At 63.6% G+C, this 18584-nt stretch carries 12 protein-coding genes and 1 pseudogene; 2 read left to right on the forward strand and 11 right to left on the reverse strand.

Annotated elements, in window-relative coordinates:
• Window positions 1-190: 190 nt before the first annotated feature.
• The 8 genes and pseudogenes from W823_RS32525 to W823_RS32560 all read right to left on the reverse strand — a co-directional run bounded on the left by W823_RS32525 (window position 191) and on the right by W823_RS32560 (window position 14557).
• On the reverse strand, window positions 191-4147 hold the full coding sequence (locus W823_RS32525) for a DNA-directed RNA polymerase subunit beta' (RefSeq protein WP_023954255.1): 3957 nt from the start codon (window positions 4145-4147) through the stop codon (window positions 191-193).
• Window positions 4148-4222: 75 nt separating this feature from the next.
• On the reverse strand, window positions 4223-7732 hold the full coding sequence (locus tag W823_RS32530; protein WP_031331133.1) for a DNA-directed RNA polymerase subunit beta: 3510 nt from the start codon (window positions 7730-7732) through the stop codon (window positions 4223-4225).
• A gap of 232 nt (window positions 7733-7964) precedes the next feature.
• Window positions 7965-8939, reverse strand: coding sequence for a hypothetical protein (locus W823_RS56165; RefSeq protein WP_023954259.1), 975 nt, complete (start codon window positions 8937-8939; stop codon window positions 7965-7967).
• Window positions 8939-9595 carry a hypothetical protein gene (locus W823_RS32540; RefSeq protein WP_023954261.1) on the reverse strand — a complete coding sequence of 219 codons (657 nt, stop codon included), beginning with the start codon at window positions 9593-9595 and terminating at the stop codon, window positions 8939-8941. The genes W823_RS56165 and W823_RS32540 overlap by 1 nt, the downstream gene beginning before the upstream one ends.
• Window positions 9596-9674: 79 nt before the next feature.
• Window positions 9675-10915 (reverse strand): annotated as a pseudogene (locus tag W823_RS32545) (MCE family protein).
• Window positions 10912-12237, reverse strand: a complete 1326-nt coding sequence (locus W823_RS32550) for an MCE family protein (protein ID WP_023954263.1) — start codon at window positions 12235-12237, stop codon at window positions 10912-10914. The pseudogene W823_RS32545 and the gene W823_RS32550 overlap by 4 nt, the downstream one beginning before the upstream one ends.
• Complete coding sequence (locus W823_RS32555; protein ID WP_038252123.1) at window positions 12237-13499, reverse strand: MCE family protein; 1263 nt, start codon at window positions 13497-13499, stop codon at window positions 12237-12239. The genes W823_RS32550 and W823_RS32555 overlap by 1 nt, the downstream gene beginning before the upstream one ends.
• Entirely contained in the window at window positions 13499-14557 is a 1059-nt protein-coding gene (locus W823_RS32560; protein WP_051406320.1) for an MCE family protein, read from the reverse strand. Before W823_RS32560 ends, W823_RS32555 begins: the two co-directional genes overlap by 1 nt.
• 365 nt (window positions 14558-14922) lie before the next feature.
• On the opposite strand from W823_RS32560, the gene W823_RS32565 reads away from it, so the two are divergent.
• Both W823_RS32565 and W823_RS32570 read left to right on the forward strand, forming a co-directional pair.
• On the forward strand, window positions 14923-15384 hold the full coding sequence (locus W823_RS32565; protein ID WP_023954269.1) for a DinB family protein: 462 nt from the start codon (window positions 14923-14925) through the stop codon (window positions 15382-15384).
• A gap of 150 nt (window positions 15385-15534) precedes the next feature.
• The gene (locus W823_RS32570) at window positions 15535-15969 is read left to right on the forward strand and encodes a hypothetical protein (protein WP_152537954.1); all 435 of its coding nucleotides are present in this window, start codon (window positions 15535-15537) and stop codon (window positions 15967-15969) included.
• A 107-nt stretch (window positions 15970-16076) separates the two neighbouring features.
• Here the strand turns inward: W823_RS32570 and W823_RS32575 are convergent, their stop codons facing one another.
• From W823_RS32575 to W823_RS32585, 3 genes are all read right to left on the reverse strand, one after another.
• A complete protein-coding gene (locus W823_RS32575) occupies window positions 16077-16592 on the reverse strand; it encodes a hypothetical protein (protein WP_023954273.1) in 516 nt (171 codons plus the stop codon).
• Between the two features lie 223 nt (window positions 16593-16815).
• The gene (locus W823_RS32580; protein WP_023954275.1) at window positions 16816-17556 is read right to left on the reverse strand and encodes an SDR family oxidoreductase; all 741 of its coding nucleotides are present in this window, start codon (window positions 17554-17556) and stop codon (window positions 16816-16818) included.
• A gap of 12 nt (window positions 17557-17568) precedes the next feature.
• Window positions 17569-18573: a phosphotransferase family protein gene (locus tag W823_RS32585; RefSeq protein ID WP_200866339.1), complete on the reverse strand. Its 1005-nt coding sequence runs from the start codon at window positions 18571-18573 to the stop codon at window positions 17569-17571.
• Window positions 18574-18584: the final 11 nt, after the last annotated feature.

Consider the following 18584-nt stretch of genomic DNA (forward strand, 5'->3'; position numbering starts at 1 on the left):
CGACCGGCATATCGGCGTCCTGTGGATACCAATCGCCCTGTGGACAACCCGAATTCGCTCCACCTACCGTCGAACGCGCCGAGTACCCCTGGAGCAGACGCAAGCAGGTGGAGCGAATTCGGGCGCGGGGTGGGCCGACAACACAAAGCGGGCGCCCTCCGAAGAGGACGCCCGCTTGTGTTTGCGCTGATTACCGGTAGTCGCTGCTGAAGCCGTAATCGTCCAGCGGGACAGCCGCACCCGACGGGGCACCGAAGGTGCCGTCCGGGCTGTAGTAGGTGTCGTCGTACGACGGCACCGCGTACGCGGCCGCACGTGCTTCTTCGGTCGGCTGCACCTGGATGTTCCGGTACCGGTTGATACCGGTTCCGGCCGGGATGAGCTTACCGATGATCACGTTCTCCTTGAGACCGATGAGCTTGTCGCTACGGCTGTTGATGGCCGCATCGGTGAGCACACGAGTGGTCTCCTGGAACGACGCCGCCGACAACCACGACTCGGTCGCGAGCGATGCCTTGGTGATACCCATCAGCACCGGACGTCCGGCAGCGGGCTCGCCACCTTCGGCCACGACACGACGGTTTGCCGCCTCGAACTCGGCGCGCTCGGTGAGCGAACCGGGCAGGAACTCGGTGGCACCGGAGTCGATGATCGTCACACGACGCAGCATCTGACGAACGATCGTCTCGATGTGCTTGTCGTGGATCGACACACCCTGGCTCCGGTAGACCTCCTGGACCTCGTTGACGAGGTGCACCTGCACCTGACGCGGACCCATCACACGCAGCACCTCGTGCGGATCGGCAGCACCTTCCATGAGCTGCTGTCCCACCTCCACATGGTCGCCGTCGGCGAGCAGACGCTCGCTGCCGTCGTCGTGCTTGAAGACGCGCAGACGCTGACGCTTCGAGATCTTGTCGTAGACAACCTCTTCGGAACCGTCGTCAGGCGTGATCGTCATCTTGTAGAAGCGATCATCATCCTCGAGCCGGATACGTCCGGAGACCTCGGCGATCGGGGCCTTGCCCTTGGGGACACGGGCCTCGAACAGCTCCTGCACACGCGGCAGACCACCGGTGATGTCGTCGCCGACACCACCCTGGTGGAAGGTACGCATGGTCAGCTGGGTACCGGGCTCACCGATCGACTGGGCCGCGACGATACCGACGGCCTCGCCGATGTCGACGAGCTTGCCGGTGGCCATCGACCGTCCGTAGCAGGTGGCGCAGACGCCGGTGCCGGTGCTGCAGGTGAGGACCGAACGGACCTTCACCTGCGAGATGCCGGCCTCGAGCAGGGCTTCGATCGCGGGATCACCGAGATCGTGGCCGCGCTCGATGATCACGTTGCCGTTCTCATCGACAGCATCGGTGGCCAACGTACGAGCGAACGTCGACGTCTCGACATGGGCGTCACGGATGAGCGAACCATCGGACTGCTTCTCGGCGATGATCGTGTTGATGCCACGCTCGGTGCCACAGTCGGTTTCGCGCACGATGACGTCCTGCGACACGTCCACCAGGCGACGGGTCAGGTAACCCGAGTCGGCGGTACGAAGCGCGGTGTCGGCCAGACCCTTACGGGCACCGTGGGTGTTGATGAAGTACTCGGCCACGGTCAGGCCCTCGCGGAACGAGGACTTGATCGGACGCGGGATGAACTCACCCTTCGGGTTGGTCACAAGACCCTTCATGCCCGCGAGCGAGCGAATCTGGGTCATGTTGCCCGCGGCACCGGACTTCACGATCATCGGGATCGGGTTGTCGTCGGGGTAGTGCGCCTCCATGGCCGCACCGACCTCTTCGGTCGCCTGCTTCCAGATCTCCACCAGAGCGTCACGACGCTCTGCGCCGGTGAGCGCACCGCGCTGGAACTTGCGCTCCAGGCCGTCGGCCCGCTCCTCGTACTTGTCGAGGATCTGCTTCTTGTCCGGCGAGACGAGCACGTCGGACATGGCGATGGTGACACCCGAGCGGGTCGCCCAGTAGAAACCGGCGTCCTTGAGCTTGTCGACAGTCTGCGCGACAACGATCATCGGGTAGCGCTCGGCCATGTCGTTGATGATCGTGGCCTGACGCTTCTTCGGCATCTGCTCGTTGACGAACGGATAGTCGTTCGGCAGCAGCTCGTTGAACAGCACCCGACCCAGCGTGGTGTGGATCTCCCACGGGGTGCCGAACTTCCAGCCCTCGGGGAAACGCTCACGCTCGATGGTGGCCGGCGGACGCTGATGCGTGAGCCGGACCTTGATCGGTGCCTGCACACTGAGCAGTCCACGATCGACAGCCATCTGAGCCTCGGCCGGTGTGGAGTACACGCCACGCTCGATGTCGCCGTCGGTCGATGCGGTGTACGCGCCGACCGCTTCTTCCTTGAGCGTGGTGAGGTGGAACAGACCGGTCACCATGTCCAGACGCGGCATGGCCAGCGGACGACCCGACGCGGGCGACAGGATGTTGTTCGAGGACAGCATCAGGATGCGGGCCTCGGCCTGTGCCTCGGCGCTCAGCGGCAGGTGCACTGCCATCTGGTCACCGTCGAAGTCGGCGTTGAACGCCTCACACACCAGCGGGTGCAGCTGGATGGCCTTGCCCTCCACGAGCTGCGGCTCGAACGCCTGGATGCCCAGACGGTGCAGGGTGGGTGCACGGTTGAGCAGCACCGGGTGTTCGGCGATGACCTCTTCGAGCACGTCCCACACGGCGGGGCGCTGGCGCTCCACCATCCGCTTGGCGGACTTGATGTTCTGTGCCTGATTCAGGTCGACGAGACGCTTCATCACGAACGGCTTGAACAGTTCGAGTGCCATCAGCTTGGGCAGACCACACTGATGCAGCTTGAGCTGCGGGCCGACGACGATGACCGAACGGCCCGAGTAGTCGACGCGCTTGCCGAGCAGGTTCTGACGGAAACGACCCTGCTTGCCCTTGAGTAGATCGCTCAACGACTTCAGCGGGCGGTTACCCGGTCCGGTGACCGGACGGCCACGACGACCGTTGTCGAACAGTGCGTCGACGGACTCCTGCAGCATCCGCTTCTCGTTGTTGACGATGATCTCGGGGGCACCGAGGTCGATCAGTCGCTTGAGGCGGTTGTTGCGGTTGATCACGCGGCGGTACAGGTCGTTCAGGTCGGACGTCGCGAAACGGCCACCGTCGAGCTGGACCATCGGACGGAGCTCCGGCGGGATCACCGGCACGGCGTCGAGAACCATGCCCAGCGGGGAGTTGCCCGACTGGTGGAACGCCGCGACGACCTTGAGCCGCTTGAGTGCACGGAGCTTCTTCTGCCCCTTGCCATTACGGATCGTGTCGCGCAGGATCTCGGCCTCGGCCGCGATGTCGAAGTCCTCGAGCAGACGCTTGATGGCCTCGGCACCCATGGCTCCGGTGAAGTACTCGCCGTAGCGGTCCTGGAGCTCGCGGTAGAGCTTCTCGTCGATGATCATCTGCTTGGGAGCGAGCTTGACGAACTTGTCCCAGATCTCTTCGAGATCGTCGAGAGCGCGCTGCGCGGTGTCGCGGATACGGCGCATCTCGCGCTCGCCGGCATCCTTCACCTTGCGGCGGGCATCGGCCTTGGCGCCTTCGCGCTCCAGCTCTGCCAGGTCCTCTTCGAGCTTCTTGGCGCGCTCTTCGAGATCGGCGTCGCGCTGATCGGCAACGCCTTTCTTCTCGACCTCCATCTCGGCCTCGAGAGTGGACTTCTCGTTGTGGCGCAGTTCGTCGTCCACCGCGGTGATGACGTAGGCGGCGAAGTAGATGATCTTCTCGAGATCCTTCGGCGCCAGGTCGAGCAGGTAACCCAACCGGCTCGGCACACCCTTGAAGTACCAGATGTGCGTGACCGGCGCGGCCAGCTCGATGTGACCCATCCGCTCACGACGCACCTTGGCGCGAGTGACCTCGACGCCGCAGCGCTCACAGATGATGCCCTTGAAGCGGACGCGCTTGTACTTACCGCAGTAGCACTCCCAGTCCCGGGTGGGACCGAAGATCTTCTCGCAGAACAGGCCGTCCTTCTCTGGCTTGAGCGTGCGGTAGTTGATGGTCTCCGGCTTCTTCACCTCGCCGAAGGACCAGTTGTGGATGTCGTCGGCGGTGGCCAGACCGATCTTGAGTTCATCGAAAAAGTTGACGTCGAGCACTATTTACCTTTCAGTTGCTCAGTCAGTAAATCTGGACGATCAGTTGGCGAGCCGCCTGACCGCTTGCGGGTCAGGTCAGTTCGCCAAGTCGTCGACAGTGGCGGACTCGTTGCGCGAGAGGTTGATCCCCAGGTTGGCCGCAGCCCGCTCGAGGTCCTCGTCGTCACCGTCACGCATCTCGATGGCAGCACCGTCGGAGCTGAGCACCTCGACGTTCAGGCACAGCGACTGAAGTTCCTTCAGCAGCACCTTGAACGATTCGGGGATGCCCGGTTCCGGGATGTTCTCGCCCTTGACGATCGCCTCGTACACCTTCACGCGGCCGACGACGTCGTCCGACTTGATGGTGAGAAGCTCCTGCAGCGTGTATGCCGCGCCGTAGGCCTGCATGGCCCAGCACTCCATCTCGCCGAAACGCTGACCACCGAACTGCGCCTTACCACCCAGCGGCTGCTGCGTGATCATCGAGTACGGACCGGTCGAACGCGCGTGGATCTTGTCGTCGACCAAGTGGTGCAGCTTGATGATGTACATGTAGCCGACCGAGACCGGGTACGGGAACGGCTCACCACTACGACCGTCGAACAGGGTCGCCTTGCCGTCCGCGTTCACCATGACCTCGCCATCGCGGTTCGGCAGCGTCGAGGCCAGCAGACCTGTCAGCTCCTCTTCGCGAGCACCGTCGAACACCGGGGTCGCGGTGTTGGTGTCGGGCTCCACCGAGAGCATGTCCTCGGGCAGCTTCGACGCCCACTCCGGCACACCCTGGGCAACGTCGATGTTCCAGCCGGTCTTGGCGATCCACCCGAGGTGGGTCTCCAGGATCTGGCCGATGTTCATACGACGCGGCACACCGTGGGTGTTCAGGATGATGTCGACCGGGGTGCCGTCTGGCAGGAACGGCATGTCCTCTTGCGGGAGGATCTTGCCGATGACGCCCTTGTTGCCGTGGCGGCCGGCGAGCTTGTCGCCGTCCTGGATCTTGCGCTTCTGGGCCACGTACACCCGGACCAGCTCGTTGACACCGGGAGGCAGATCGTCGTCGTCATCACGCGAGAAGACGCGGATGCCGATGACCTTGCCGGTCTCACCGTGCGGAACCTTCAGCGAGGTGTCGCGCACCTCGCGCGCCTTCTCACCGAAGATGGCGCGCAGCAGACGCTCTTCCGGGGTGAGCTCGGTCTCGCCCTTGGGCGTGACCTTGCCGACCAGGATGTCGCCGTCGCGGACCTCGGCACCGATGCGGATGATGCCGCGCTCGTCGAGATCGGCGAGCACCTCATCGGAGACGTTCGGGATGTCTCGGGTGATCTCCTCGGCACCGAGCTTGGTGTCGCGGGCGTCGATTTCGTGCTCTTCGATGTGAATCGAGGTGAGCACGTCCTCTTCGACCAGACGCTGGCTCAGGATGATCGCGTCCTCGTAGTTGTGACCTTCCCACGGCATGATCGCCACGAGCAGGTTCTTCCCGAGGGCCATCTCACCCTGATCGGTGCAAGGACCGTCGGCCAGGACCTGGCCGACCTCGACACGCTGACCCTCGTCCACGATCGGACGCTGGTTGGCGCAGGTGCCCTGGTTGGAGCGGGCGAACTTACGCATCCGGAAGGTGTCGCGAGTGCCGTCGTCGGCCATCACGGTGATGTAGTCGGCCGAAACCTCTTCCACCACGCCGGCTTTCGCCGAGATGATGACATCGCCGGCGTCGATGGCGGCACGCAGTTCCATGCCGGTACCGACCAGCGGCGACTCGCTGCGAACCAGCGGCACCGCCTGACGCTGCATGTTCGCACCCATCAGGGCGCGGTTCGCGTCGTCGTGCTCGAGGAACGGGATCATGGCCGTGGCCACCGACACCATCTGGCGCGGGCTGACGTCCATGTACTCGACCTGGCTGGTCGGGACGAACTCGACCTCCGAGCCCTTCTTACGGACCAGCACGCGGTCGTCGGAGAGCCGGTTGTCGGTGTCGATGCCCGAGTTCGCCTGGGCGATCAGGTAACGATCCTCTTCGTCGGCGGTGAGGTACTGCACCTCGTCGGTGACGTATCCGTCGACGACCTTGCGGTACGGCGTCTCGATGAATCCGAACGGGTTGACCCGCGCGTACACCGACAGCGAACCGATCAGGCCGATGTTCGGGCCCTCAGGGGTCTCGATCGGGCACATGCGGCCGTAGTGCGACGGGTGGACGTCACGGACCTCGAGGCCGGCACGCTCACGGGACAGACCACCGGGGCCCAGCGCCGACAGGCGGCGCTTGTGGGTCAGGCCAGACAGCGGGTTGTTCTGGTCCATGAACTGCGACAGCTGCGACGTTCCGAAGAACTCCTTGATCGCCGCGACGACCGGACGGATGTTGATCAGGGTCTGCGGCGTGATCGCCTCGACGTCCTGAGTTGTCATCCGCTCACGGACCACGCGCTCCATGCGGGACAGGCCCACGCGAATCTGGTTCTGGATGAGCTCACCGACGGTACGCAGGCGACGGTTGCCGAAGTGGTCGATGTCGTCGACCTCGACCGGCACCTCGACGCCACCGGGCACGGTCATCGTGCTGGTGACGTTCGGGTCGGCCTCGTGCAGACGCACCAGGTACTCGACGGTGGCGACGATGTCCTCTTCGGTCAGCACGGGTGCGCCGGCCATCGGGTTCTCGACCAGACCGAGCTTCTTGTTGACCTTGTAACGACCGACCTTGGCGAGGTCGTAGCGCTTCTCCTTGAAGAACAGGTTCTCCAGCAGGGTCTGCGCGGACTCCTTGGTGGGGGGCTCGCCCGGACGCAGCTTGCGGTACACCTCGAGCAGGGCCTCGTCGGTGCCTGCGGTGTTGTCCTTCTCCAGCGTCGACATCATGATCTCGGAGAAACCGAAGCGCTCTTCGATCTGCTCCTTGGTCCAGCCGAGTGCCTTGAGCAGAACGGTGACCGACTGGCGACGCTTGCGGTCGATGCGGACGCCGACGGTGTCGCGCTTGTCGATGTCGAACTCGAGCCATGCGCCGCGGCCCGGGATGACCTTGACACTGTGCAGGGTCTTCTCGGTGGCCTTGTCGATGGTCGCGTCGAAGTACACACCGGGGCTACGCACCAGCTGGCTCACCACGACACGCTCGGTGCCGTTGATGATGAAGCTGCCCTTGTCGGTCATGATCGGGAAGTCGCCCATGAAGACGGTCTGCGACTTGATCTCGCCGGTGTTGTTGTTGATGAACTCCGCGGTGACGAACAGTGGCGCCGCGTACGTCATGTCCTTGTCTTTGCACTCCTCGACCGAGGCCTTGACCTCATCGAAGCGTGGGTCGGAGAAAGACAGCGACATGGAGCCGGAGAAGTCCTCGATCGGGGACAGTTCGGCGAGGATGTCCTCCAGGCCGCCGGTAGGGTTTCCGTCGCCGCGGGAAGCAGCGCGCTCACGCCATTCCGCTGAACCGACCAGCCACTCGAACGACTCGAGCTGCACATCAAGCAGTCCGGGTACTTCGAGGGGCTCGCTGATCTTTGCGAAAGAGGCGCGCCGAGGCGCACCTGGAATGGTTGAGGTGGACTGGCGGGAGACTGCAAGATATGTCCTTCCAACACGAATAACTCGTAGTGCCTAAGTGGTGTTTTCGCTGCTGTACGACCTGGTCAACGGCGATCACCTGGGACGGCACACGGGTGTGGCGAGAAGGTGTGATCGAGAGATGGACAGGAGGCAGCCAGCGCAACGTCCTACTGTACCAGAAAATGGGCGCACGTAAACAACCCCTTTTGGTTACTGCGGACAGACTGCTACCAACGGGGCCCTGCGTCAAGAGGAACGCGCGGAAAGACGCTTAAAAGTCAGATATGCGGTTGATGCGCCACTGTCCGTCAACCTTTTGCATGCCGAGTTCGGTACGCGCCTGGCCCGGACCGCTCAGGACTGCCACACCCTGCTGGGTGGTACTGATCAGCACCGTTGCGATCACGGTGGCACTCGAGCCGTCCATGTTGCTGACCGCGACAAGGTCAACCTTGCACTCGGCTCCCTGGCCGCTCTGGGCCGCCAGGTCCCTGCTGGTGCTCTGGTACTCGTTGAACTCGGTGAGCGCTTCGCCGGTCAGACCGGTCTTCGCCTTGTCGGCCCAGTCATCGAACTTGGTGGGGTCGATCGAGAGCACGGCGCAGATGCGGTCGCCGGCCTGCGCCTTGAGGGCACTGGTCTCCGACGAGTTGATGAACGCCATGTTCGACTGCGTCGAAGCACCCGGTTTGAACGCAGCGACCACGGCGAACACCGCGAACACGACGGCCAGGAGCGCGACGATCGCAACCTTGCGCCAGGTCAGGAAACCCGAAGCGGCTTTCGCCGTCTTCGGTTCGGCGGCTTGTGCCGGCTTGTCGTCGGACGAACGCTCGGATGCAGGCTTCTTGAGCGAGGCGCCCTTGACCTTCGGCTTGCTCTTCGCGGCCGGCTTGCCGAGTGCCACCGTTTTGTCGGTGGCCGCGGTCTCGCCTGCAGAGGCATTCTCGGCCCTTGCTGTGGCCTCGCCGGTCGACGCCTGGCCGCTGGTTTCTGCGGTGGCGTCGGGCGTGGACTCCCCCGCCTCGACGGTGCCGGACTCGGTGGTGCCGGACTCAGCCGACTCGACCACTTCAGGTGCCGATGACTCCGGTGCTGCTGTCTCGGGCGTCACGTTGTCCGTGGTCGCCGATTCGTCGGCGTTCTCGGCAGAGTTGACCTTGCGGGCCGACGGGCTGCTGCCTGCGACGCGTATCTTGCCGCGGGGCCCGGCCGGACGGATCGGCTTACGGGGTGTGCCTGCCATCAGTTGCCCCCTGTGGTGGGAGCGGGTTCAACCGGCGCCGGGGTGGCAGCCGGATCGCCGGCCGGTGCCTGGGTGCTGCCTGCCGGGTCCTGGAGTCCGATCGCATCGATCGACTGGATGTCCGACGCCTTCCAGCCCCCGTCGATATCGACGACGTCGACGGAGAACCCCATGTTCGACGTGGTCGGCGGCGTCCCCTGGACCGTACTTGTGACATCGACGTACACGAGCACCTTTGCGGTCTTGTCTTCCTTGTTGAATTCGACGACGCCGCTGCGCTTGACCACCGACGACAACGTCGCGGTCTTGTCGCCGTTGGCGTCCACCTGCTTGGTGAGGTTCTCGAAGTCCTCCGCGGTGATCTGCGTCTTGGCGTTACCGGTGAGCGATGCGTCCACCTGCTCGCGGAATGCCGTCAGATTCTTCGGGTCGATGTTGGTGACGTTGAGGATCACCTGTTCTGCACCGTCCTGCGCACTGTCGCGAGTCTGCTGGGCGTTGTGCTCGGCGTAGGCGTCTTTCCACCCGATCGCGAAGAACGCTGCGCACACCACTGCGGCCACGAGGCCGGCCACTGCCAGGGCAGCACCGACCCGCAACCACAGCGTCCGCGATCCGTGCTGCCGCTTACCGCCGGGCTCTGAAGTCTCAGTCATCGCCCGCCAAAGGTACACGCCGTTGCTGGGTGCATCCTCGCCTCAGCAATCGACAAGTTGTCAGACCACATCCTCGACATCACTTGTCCCGCACACCCAGAAGGGCCGCGATCTGTTCCGCGATCGGGTTCAGATTCAACGTGTCGGGCATCTTCTTGGGGTTGTCATCCCACGGCTGCGGGATGTTCGGATTGGCGAACACCGCCCGGGCAGCACCACGAACGTCGGTCGGATTACCTTGCGCGACCGTACATTTCGCCTCGGTGTTGAACGGGAAGTCGTCGTAGTTGATGTCGAAGTCCGGGTTGCGGGCCTCTTCGGCGGCGATGATGTCCTGAGTGCTCTCGTATCCGAGCGTGCACGCAGGCGGGTTGTTGACCTCCAGGACGATGCCGAAGTGGATCGTGCCGTCGCCGGGCGCCGGGCTGTAGCTGCCGCTGGAGAGCGCCGACAGAAGCGCCAGCGCCGGGCCCGCCGCGAAGAAGGTCGGCGATACGGTACGGACGTCCTCGGCGAGGTTGCGGACAACGGTGGTGATGTCGCCGCCACTGTCCTGCAGCAGCCTGGAAATCTGTGTGGCGCTGGTGGTTCCGGTGGTCAGCAACCGCCGGATGGCCGGATCGGATGCCTGCAGGGTCTGCGTCACCAGTTCCAGATTGCGTGACCAGCTGAGGATCTCATCGGACTGGTCGGCCTGGGTGCTCAGAACGGTGTCGCTGTTCTGGATGAGCGAGATCGTCTGGGGCAGGTTGTCGAGACCTGCCTGGGACAGGTTGGTCAGCGAATCCACGAGCGACCGCAGATTCTCCGCATTGCCGTTGAAGGCCTTGCCCAACTCTGTGACAACCGTGCGTAGATCGTCCACCGGGATGGACCCGGTGAAGTCGACAGCCGACTTCAGCACGTCCTGCAACGGCGGCGGAGTCTTGGTGTCGGTGATGACCGAGCCGTTCTTGAGGTACGGACCGTCGTTGTTCTTCGGACGCAGGTCCACGTACTGCTCACCGATCGCCGATCGGTTGGCGACGACGGCCACAGCCGAATCCGGGATATCGGCGCCATCGGAGTCGAGGACCAACTCGACCTGGACGCCTCGGGCTGCAAAGTCAACGCGCCGACGCGGCCGACGGGAACACCCTGGTACGTCACCTCGGCATTGGTGAAAATGCCCCCGGAGTCCGGGAATTCGGCCTTCACGGAGTACGACCCGACGCCGACCAACCGGTCGAGCTTGGCGTAGGTGGCACCCACGTAGACGATGGCAACCACACCGATCACCACGAAGATGATCAGCTGCCATCGGACGATCTTGGTCATCATGATCCAGCTCCGACATTAGCGTTGGCCAGCATGTTCATCGGCCCCTGCAGGAAGCTCTGCTGCCCGCGTTCTTCCGGCATCAGCGCATACTGCCCACCCGACGGCGGCGTGTTCGGCCCCGGCCGGGCGTTCGGCAGCGGGAGCAACGTGATGGTCGGCCAGCCGAGCCGCGGGCCGTTGCCGTTGTAGTACGGGTTCGCAGGGTCGATGATCGGCTGCGGTCCGGTCCGTGGCGGGCTGTACACCGGCTCACCCTGTCCCACCCCGAGAGCCTCGAGCTGGTTGAGCAGCCGCAGGTCCAGGTTGGCGAACAGGTTGGTCGAGTCACCCTTCACACCCGGGAGCAGTGCGTCCGGGAACGGGTAGGTGAACAGCAGCGGTGACGCGGTGATCAGGTCTGGAGCCGCACCGGCGAGAGCCTGCAGCGTCGGCCGCAGCGCCTTGAGGTCGGTGATGATCTCCTCGCGAGCGGTGCCGAGCACCTGCACCCCGACAACACCCAGGCGGTCGACCTGTTCGAGCATCGCCACCAGCTGAGGCCGCTGCTCTTCGAGTACCGCTATGCCCTTGGGCAGTTCATCGAGGACCCGGTTGATCTGATCGGTCTGTGCCCGAGCCCGATTCGACAGTTTGTCCAGGCCGTCGAGCGCGGTCACGATGTTGTTCTTCTGCTCTTCGAGTCCGCTGATCAGGGTGGCGGTCTCGTTGAGAAGACTCTTCACCTGGGTTTCGCGGCCGTCGAGTGCGGTGTTCAATTCGTCGACGATCGGCTTGATCTGCGAGATACCACCACCGTTGAGCAGCAAGGACAACGCACCGAGAACCTGCTCGATGTCCGTCGCCGTGCGCGTCCGGCAATCCGGTGCACCCACCGCGGGGCAACCGATGGTTTCGGCCGGGTTCTGCCGGGGCAGGCCCGCGTTCTCCTGCGGATCTTCCAGTGCCACGTACTTCTCACCCAGCAGGTTCGTCTGCTGGATCTCCGCGGTGGACGCGTCGGACAGATCGACGTTGTTCTGCACCTCGATCTTCACCTCCGCAGTCCACTGATCAGGCGAGACCTGGATCGAATCCACGCGGCCGACCTCGATGCCGTTGAACTTGACCGTCGACTGCGGGACCAGGTCGAGCACATCGAGGAACTGCAACTTGTACGTACGCGGCGACTCGCCGAGGTTGGCGCCACCGGGCAGCGGGACCGACTGCAGCCCTTGCGTGCCACAGCCACTCACCGCGATCAGCGCGGCACCGGCCAGTGCCGCGGCACCCACCTGCACCAGTCGCTGACGACCGACAGCGTTCTTACGAAGGGGTGACCTCATCAGTTCCCACCCTCCAGTGCCGGATCCGGGTTGCCCGGAACCGTGCCCGGCACGGGTCCGCGATTCTGCAGGTTGTCGTTGCTCAGGATGCCGAACGGCAGGTTGAGCGTCGGCGTCTTGATTCCTGCGGTGATCTGGTCGGCAACATTTGTACATTGATCGATCAGCGGTTGGAGCGTCTTGCTGAACTGTTCGAACGCCGGGTCACCTGGCTTGAGCTTGCCCAGATCGAGCAGCCCACACTGAGCGCCGAGCAGGTCTTGCAGCTCGGGGATGGTCAGGTGCAGATCGAGAGTTCCCGATTCGGCGTTGTAAGCGTTGACCAGGTTGGACAGTGCCAGCGGCAGCGCCGTCAGGATCTCTTTCTGGTAGCTCTTGGTGTCCACGAGCATCTGTGTGGTCGGGATCAACTCCGAGACCCGGTCGCCCAGTGCCTCGCGGTTGTCCTCGACGAATCCGGCCACGTCACCGAGCGCCACCGACAGCTTGTCGAGTGCGGTTCCGAGCTGTTCGCGCTCGCCGGCGAGGAAGTTGTTGAAGTCGGCCATCTGGGTGTTGAACTGTCGCACCTGCTGGTCGTTGGCCGCGAGCATCCCGATGAAGCTGTCGAGGTTCTTGACCGTGTCGACGATGTTGCCCCGCGACTCGTTGAGGGTGTTGGCGGCCTTGGAGAGCTGCGTGATCGTCGACTGCAGGGCCTCGCCGTTGCCCGCGAGGTTCTGCGCACCGGTGGTGACCAGTTCGGACACCGCGCCGTTCTTGTTCGCGCCGTCGGGACCGAGCGCGGTCGAGAGCTTCTGCACCGATGAGTACAGCTCGTCGACCTCGACGGGCACCATCGTCTTGGAGACCGGCAGGTTGATGTCCTTCGGCGCCTTCGGGCCACCGGTGTAGACGGGCGTCAACTGCACGTAGCGGTCGGCCACCACGGACGGCGTGATCTGCACGGCGCCAACGTCTTTCGGCAGATTGACGTTGCCGTCGACGCGCATCTTGACGCGCACCTGATCGCCTTCGGGCTTGACGTTCTCCACCGTTCCCACCGCAACGCCGAGCACACGCACGTCACTGCCGTCGTAGATACCGACGCTGCTCTTGAAGTACGCGGTGACCTGAGTGCTGTTGACACGCTTGAACACCCACCACAACGACCCCGCCACCAACAGCGCCAGGATCAGCGCGATGACGATGAAGACGATGTGCTTCGGGGTGAACCAGCGGCCCGGACCGCGAGTGTCCTGAGTGTTGCTCGCCGAGGTCATCATTGTCCGGCCACCGTTCCGCCGCCATTGTTGAGCTGCTTCTGCTGCACCGGGAGCCTTGTCGTGTTCTGCTGCGGCAGAGCCGGCGGCAGGATGTTGGTGACCACCGAGTCGAACCAGCGACCACTACCGAGCACGTTGGCGTAGAGCCGGTAGAACGGCGCCATGTACGTGAGTGATTGACGCAGGTTCTCGTTCTGGTCGTTGAGGATCTCGATCACCTGACGCAGAGTTTCCAGCGTCGGGCCGATCTGCTCCTGGTTGTCCTTGACGATTCCGCTGAGGGCATCGGAGAGCGTGATCGTGCTCGAGAGCAGCCGTGAGATCGACTGCTGACGATTGTTCAGTTCCTCGAGCAACTGGCCCGCACCGTTGATCAACCGCTCGAACTCCTGGTTGCGGTCGGCGAGGATCTTGGAGGTGTCCTTGGTCGCCTCCAACAGTTCCTGGACCTTCTGGTCGCGGCTCGCGATGGTCTCCGACAGCCGGGTGAGCCCGTCAAGCGAGGCACGCAGGTCGGCCGGCGTGCCCGAGAAGGCATCCGACAACGTGCGCATGCTGGTCGCCAGTTGGTTGGTGTCGACTTCCTCGATCTGATCGGCGGCGTCGGAGAACGCCTCGATCACGTCATACGGCGAGGTGGTACGACTCAGCGGGATGACGTCCTTGGGATCGGCGAGTTCACTGCCCTGCGGATCGAGCGCAATGTACTTCTGGCCCAGGACTGTCTTGATCTGGATCGACGCCGTGGTCTGGTTGCCGATCCACGCTCCCTGAACTTTCATCTGCACAACGACTTTGAAGCCGTCGAGTTCGACCGACTGCACGCGACCAACTTTGACACCGGCCACTCGCACTTCCGCGCGTGGTCTTAGACCCGCAGCTTCAGAGAAGTCGGCGGTGTACCTGATGCCTGCACCAAACAATGGCATCGAATTGAGATAGAACGCTGAAGTAGAGGTCATCAGCACCACCAATATGCCGATGAAACCGATGCTGATCGGACTCCGCCCTCGTGCCCGCTGCACGCTCACCACTTGCTCACGCCGTCTCGCGATGAATCCCGCCGCGTTCGCCCCCCACAAGATTTCCCACCGCCCTGCGGGAATCGTGACCCACGCGGCGATCTGTGCATCCGTCGTGCACACCGTCACACTGTCCCGAATGCCACCGCAAGTGTGACGGTCACGACGGCAACGATTGAGACTCAACGGATCCGACGCGTGGGCCCCGCACCGGCCGACGCTTCGTGCGAAGCGAACCTCCATCCCCGACCCTCCCTAGTGTGACTCGCAGCACAAACCTAGAGAATGATTGACCGACTGTCAATGACTAACAGTCAACCGAACTCTATCCAAGTCGCCGGAGAGCCAATGGGTACCTCGATCTTGGTTAAAACGGTCCACCACGCCAGAATCTGACGATGATCGACAAAGAGCTTGCCGCTGTCCTCGACGCGAACCGTACGGCCCTGATCGACTCGGTGGCCCGCTTGACGGACGTTCAAAGCCGGTCGCGCTTGGTGCCTTCACTGACCACTCCGATTGCACTTGTCAAACATTGCGCCGCGGCGGAAAGGGTCTGGTTCCAACGCACTGTCGCGGGTCTTGCCGAGGCCGAGTGCGACGGCTATGCGGCGGGCGACGACCGCGGATGGCTGGTGGATCCCGAACAAACGCTCGCAGACGTGATCGCAGAATACGAAGCTGCCGCTGACCGTTCACGACACATCGCGCAAGGACCTGATCCGGCCGACCGGTTCGTGCACTACCGCCGCGGCGAGGTGACCTTCCACTGGATAGGGCTTCACATGATCGAGGAGCTGGCACGGCACGCGGGCCACGCCGACATCCTCGTCGAACAGATACTCGCCGCCCCGCAGTAGCCCTCCGACGAGGCCTACCTCTCCCGGATTCAACCCGACGTAGCCAATTTTACCGACGTAAATAGTTTCGCTGCAGGACGTTTCGACACCAGCGACGAAACAGAACCTCACTGCAGCGGATCTGCGTCACCCATGTGGCAAGGTTTGGTGATGACGACACTGCGCCAGCGAGTCGGGGCACGCCGCTGGCGCTTTATCGTTCCTGGGGCGATTCTGGCGGCGCTGGTTTCTGCCGGCATCATCGTCATCGGCAACGAGACGTCGGACCCTGCGGGCCCATCGCTGGCGGCTGCTCTCGAAATTGTTTGTTCGCCCGGAACGCGCAGCGCGGACACTGGTCCGTTGACTGGCACAGTGGCGGGCGGCAACTGTAGGAGCAAAGTCGATCCAGGGGTTCGGTTGTATTACGGCGAGTATCTGGCGGCCTCAACGCTGCGAGACTCCGTGGGCAGTCGCCCAGGCGTGTTCGCGACGGCCCACCTACCCAACAACACCTACGCCGCGATAGCTTGCGAGCACGGCGATCGTAATTTGCTCAAGTCACTTGCCGATCACGGATGGGCGCTCGGCTACGCCATCGAGTAGTCACATGCAACGATTTCAACTCAGATTCAGGTTCAGGTGAAGCGACGGCCCATGGCTGCAGTGACGGCAGCAGCACGGGCCCGGGGCGTCTTGATAGGGGCTTTCTCCTACAGCTTCCAGCCCAAAGTGTGTGCCAGGTCGATAATTTCGCGGTCGATGACGGGACGGTCATCCGGCTCGGACTGCCACCGTCCTGTCATATCACCGACAGCGTAGATCGCGTCGATGAGCGGTCCTCCGCCACCAACGTCGTCGCCGCCGTAACTCCCTGCGTTGCTGTTCCAGATGTGTCCGCCAACCACGGGGTGGACAAAGCCGTCTCCGATACGTGCCGACCACATGCGGCTACAGAGTCGGCGCCCCGCGGCCGCCAGCCCATCCCCAAGGTCGCCGCCAAGGTTCAGATACAGCTCCGCGCGAAGCCGAGCCTCTTCGTCGGGTAGATCGATAGCCCCGGCGACCTGCTTACCAAGCTGCCATCGAGAAACGATGCGGCCGACGTGTTCGGTGACCGCCGGCGGAACAAGAGGCACCGGACTGCCGAGGGCGGTCTGATCTGACCGGTACGCCGCCTTGAATCCGCTGCAGGCATACGAGAACGAGTTCGCAGCGCCTTCGTCCATCGCCCAAAGGGTGGCTTCAAAAATAAAATTGTCGAACTGGTCCCTGCGTACCGGTCCGCACCTACGCAGTGTTTCGACGTCGGCGAGACCGCCAGACCGCCGGAACCATTCGAGAACCTTCCCTTCAACCTCCCCGATATACATCCCGGCTAGCGTAACGGCCGGCACAACGAAGTCCTACACACTCGCACGAGGTTTGAGCGCCACGAGTTCAACGCTGGTGTCAGGCCCGACCCAGGTTGGTGCCGGGCCGGGTGAGGACGATGCCGGGAAGGACCGCGTACCGCGACAACTCGGTGACCGCGAACGCCATGGTGGCCACGTCGTCGGCGGTGATCATCTCCGCAGCCGGGATCGCGGTCCACGAGGACATGTCGGTGTTGACGTAGCCGGGCGAGATGGTGGTCGCCGAGACGCCCTTCTCGGATTCCTCGAGGTTGAACGTTTCGCACAGTGAGATCAGTGCCGCCTTCGTGGCACCATATGCGGACAGCTCAGGCTCAGGGTGTACACCGGTGATCGATGCAATGGCAACCACTTTCGCGGCTCCAGCAGTCTCGGCGGTACTGCGCAGAGTCGGCAGCAACGACTGGAGCAACACGTACGCCGAGCGGACGTTGACCTGGTACAGCTTGTCGAATCGGCGAACCGGCAATTCACCGATCGCCCCCTTCTGTCCCATCCCCGCGTTGAGGACCAACGCGTCGACCCTGTCGAAATGGTCGAGATGACCCGTGGCCAGTGTCTGCAACTGCTCCTCGTCGGACATGTCGGCGGTGACCACCTCCACACGCACCCCGTGTTCGCGGGAAAGGCGTCCGGCCAAGTCCTGCAACGGTTCCAGGCTGCGGGCACTAATCGTCAGATCCCAGCCCGCCGCAGCGAATCGGGTCGCGATCGCCGCGCCGATACCGCGCGAGGCGCCGGTCACCAACGCCACCTTGCGTTCTGCACCAAGTGTCACGTGTGTGCCCCTCTAGTTCTTTCCCTTGATGGCGCGCAATCCTGCCGCCATGAACTCGCCGGTCGCGGCAGCTGCATTTTCGGCGCCGCTCCCCGATGACGAACCATTCAGTGCCCGATGGGTGATGCCCTCGCCGATCACTCCGAGTTTGAAGTTGGCGAGCGCGAGATAGAAGTTCCAGTCGGACAATTCACGACCAGATGCCAGTGCGTACCGCTGGGCGATGTCGTCCGGCGAGGGGTACCGATCACTTGTCCACGCCGCCTTCATCCCCAGGACGGCGTCGAATATCGGTTCCCGGTACGTGCACATCAGTGCGACGTCGGTCAGCGGGTCACCCAGCGTCGACATCTCCCAGTCGACAACGGCTTTCACGATGCCCGGATCACCGGCGTCGAGGATGGTGTTGTCGACGCGGAAGTCACCGTGCACGATCGAGTTGCTGGTCTGGGCAGGGATCGACTCAGTGAGTGCCGCATGCAAAGTCGCGACATCGTCGAGTTCGCGAGTCTTCACGTGTTCCCACTGCCGGGCCCACAGCTTCACCTGTCGTCCGACAAAACCGTCGGGACGGCCGAACTCACCCAGCCCGACCGACTGGTAGTCCACGGCATGCAAGTCTGCAAGTGCCTCGACGAGTCCGGTGACGTTGCGTTCCACGGCTGCGTCGTCGAGAGCGTCGAGCTCATCGGCGCTGCGCACCACGAGGCCGTCGACGAACTCGACCACGGTGAGCGGCGCACCGAGGGCAGTCCCCTCTTTGTCGAAAGCGACGGTGCGCGCCACCGGCACCGGCGTGTCCTGCAGTGCGCGGGTGACGGTCCACTCACGATTCATGTCGTGCGCAGAAGGCGTCAGTCCGCCCGTCGGGGGACGGCGCACCACCCAGTGCGAATTATCATCGCGCGCAGTGAATGTGAGATTCGAGCGCCCACCGCTGATGAGCTCGACCACCAGTTCGCCGGATACCGGCACACCGCTGTCGACCAGGAAGGCGCGTAGGGCTGGGACGTCCATGCCCGGAAGTT

This window comes from Williamsia sp. D3 (assembly GCF_000506245.1).
GTDB classification, from domain to species: Bacteria; Actinomycetota; Actinomycetes; order Mycobacteriales; family Mycobacteriaceae; genus Williamsia; species Williamsia muralis.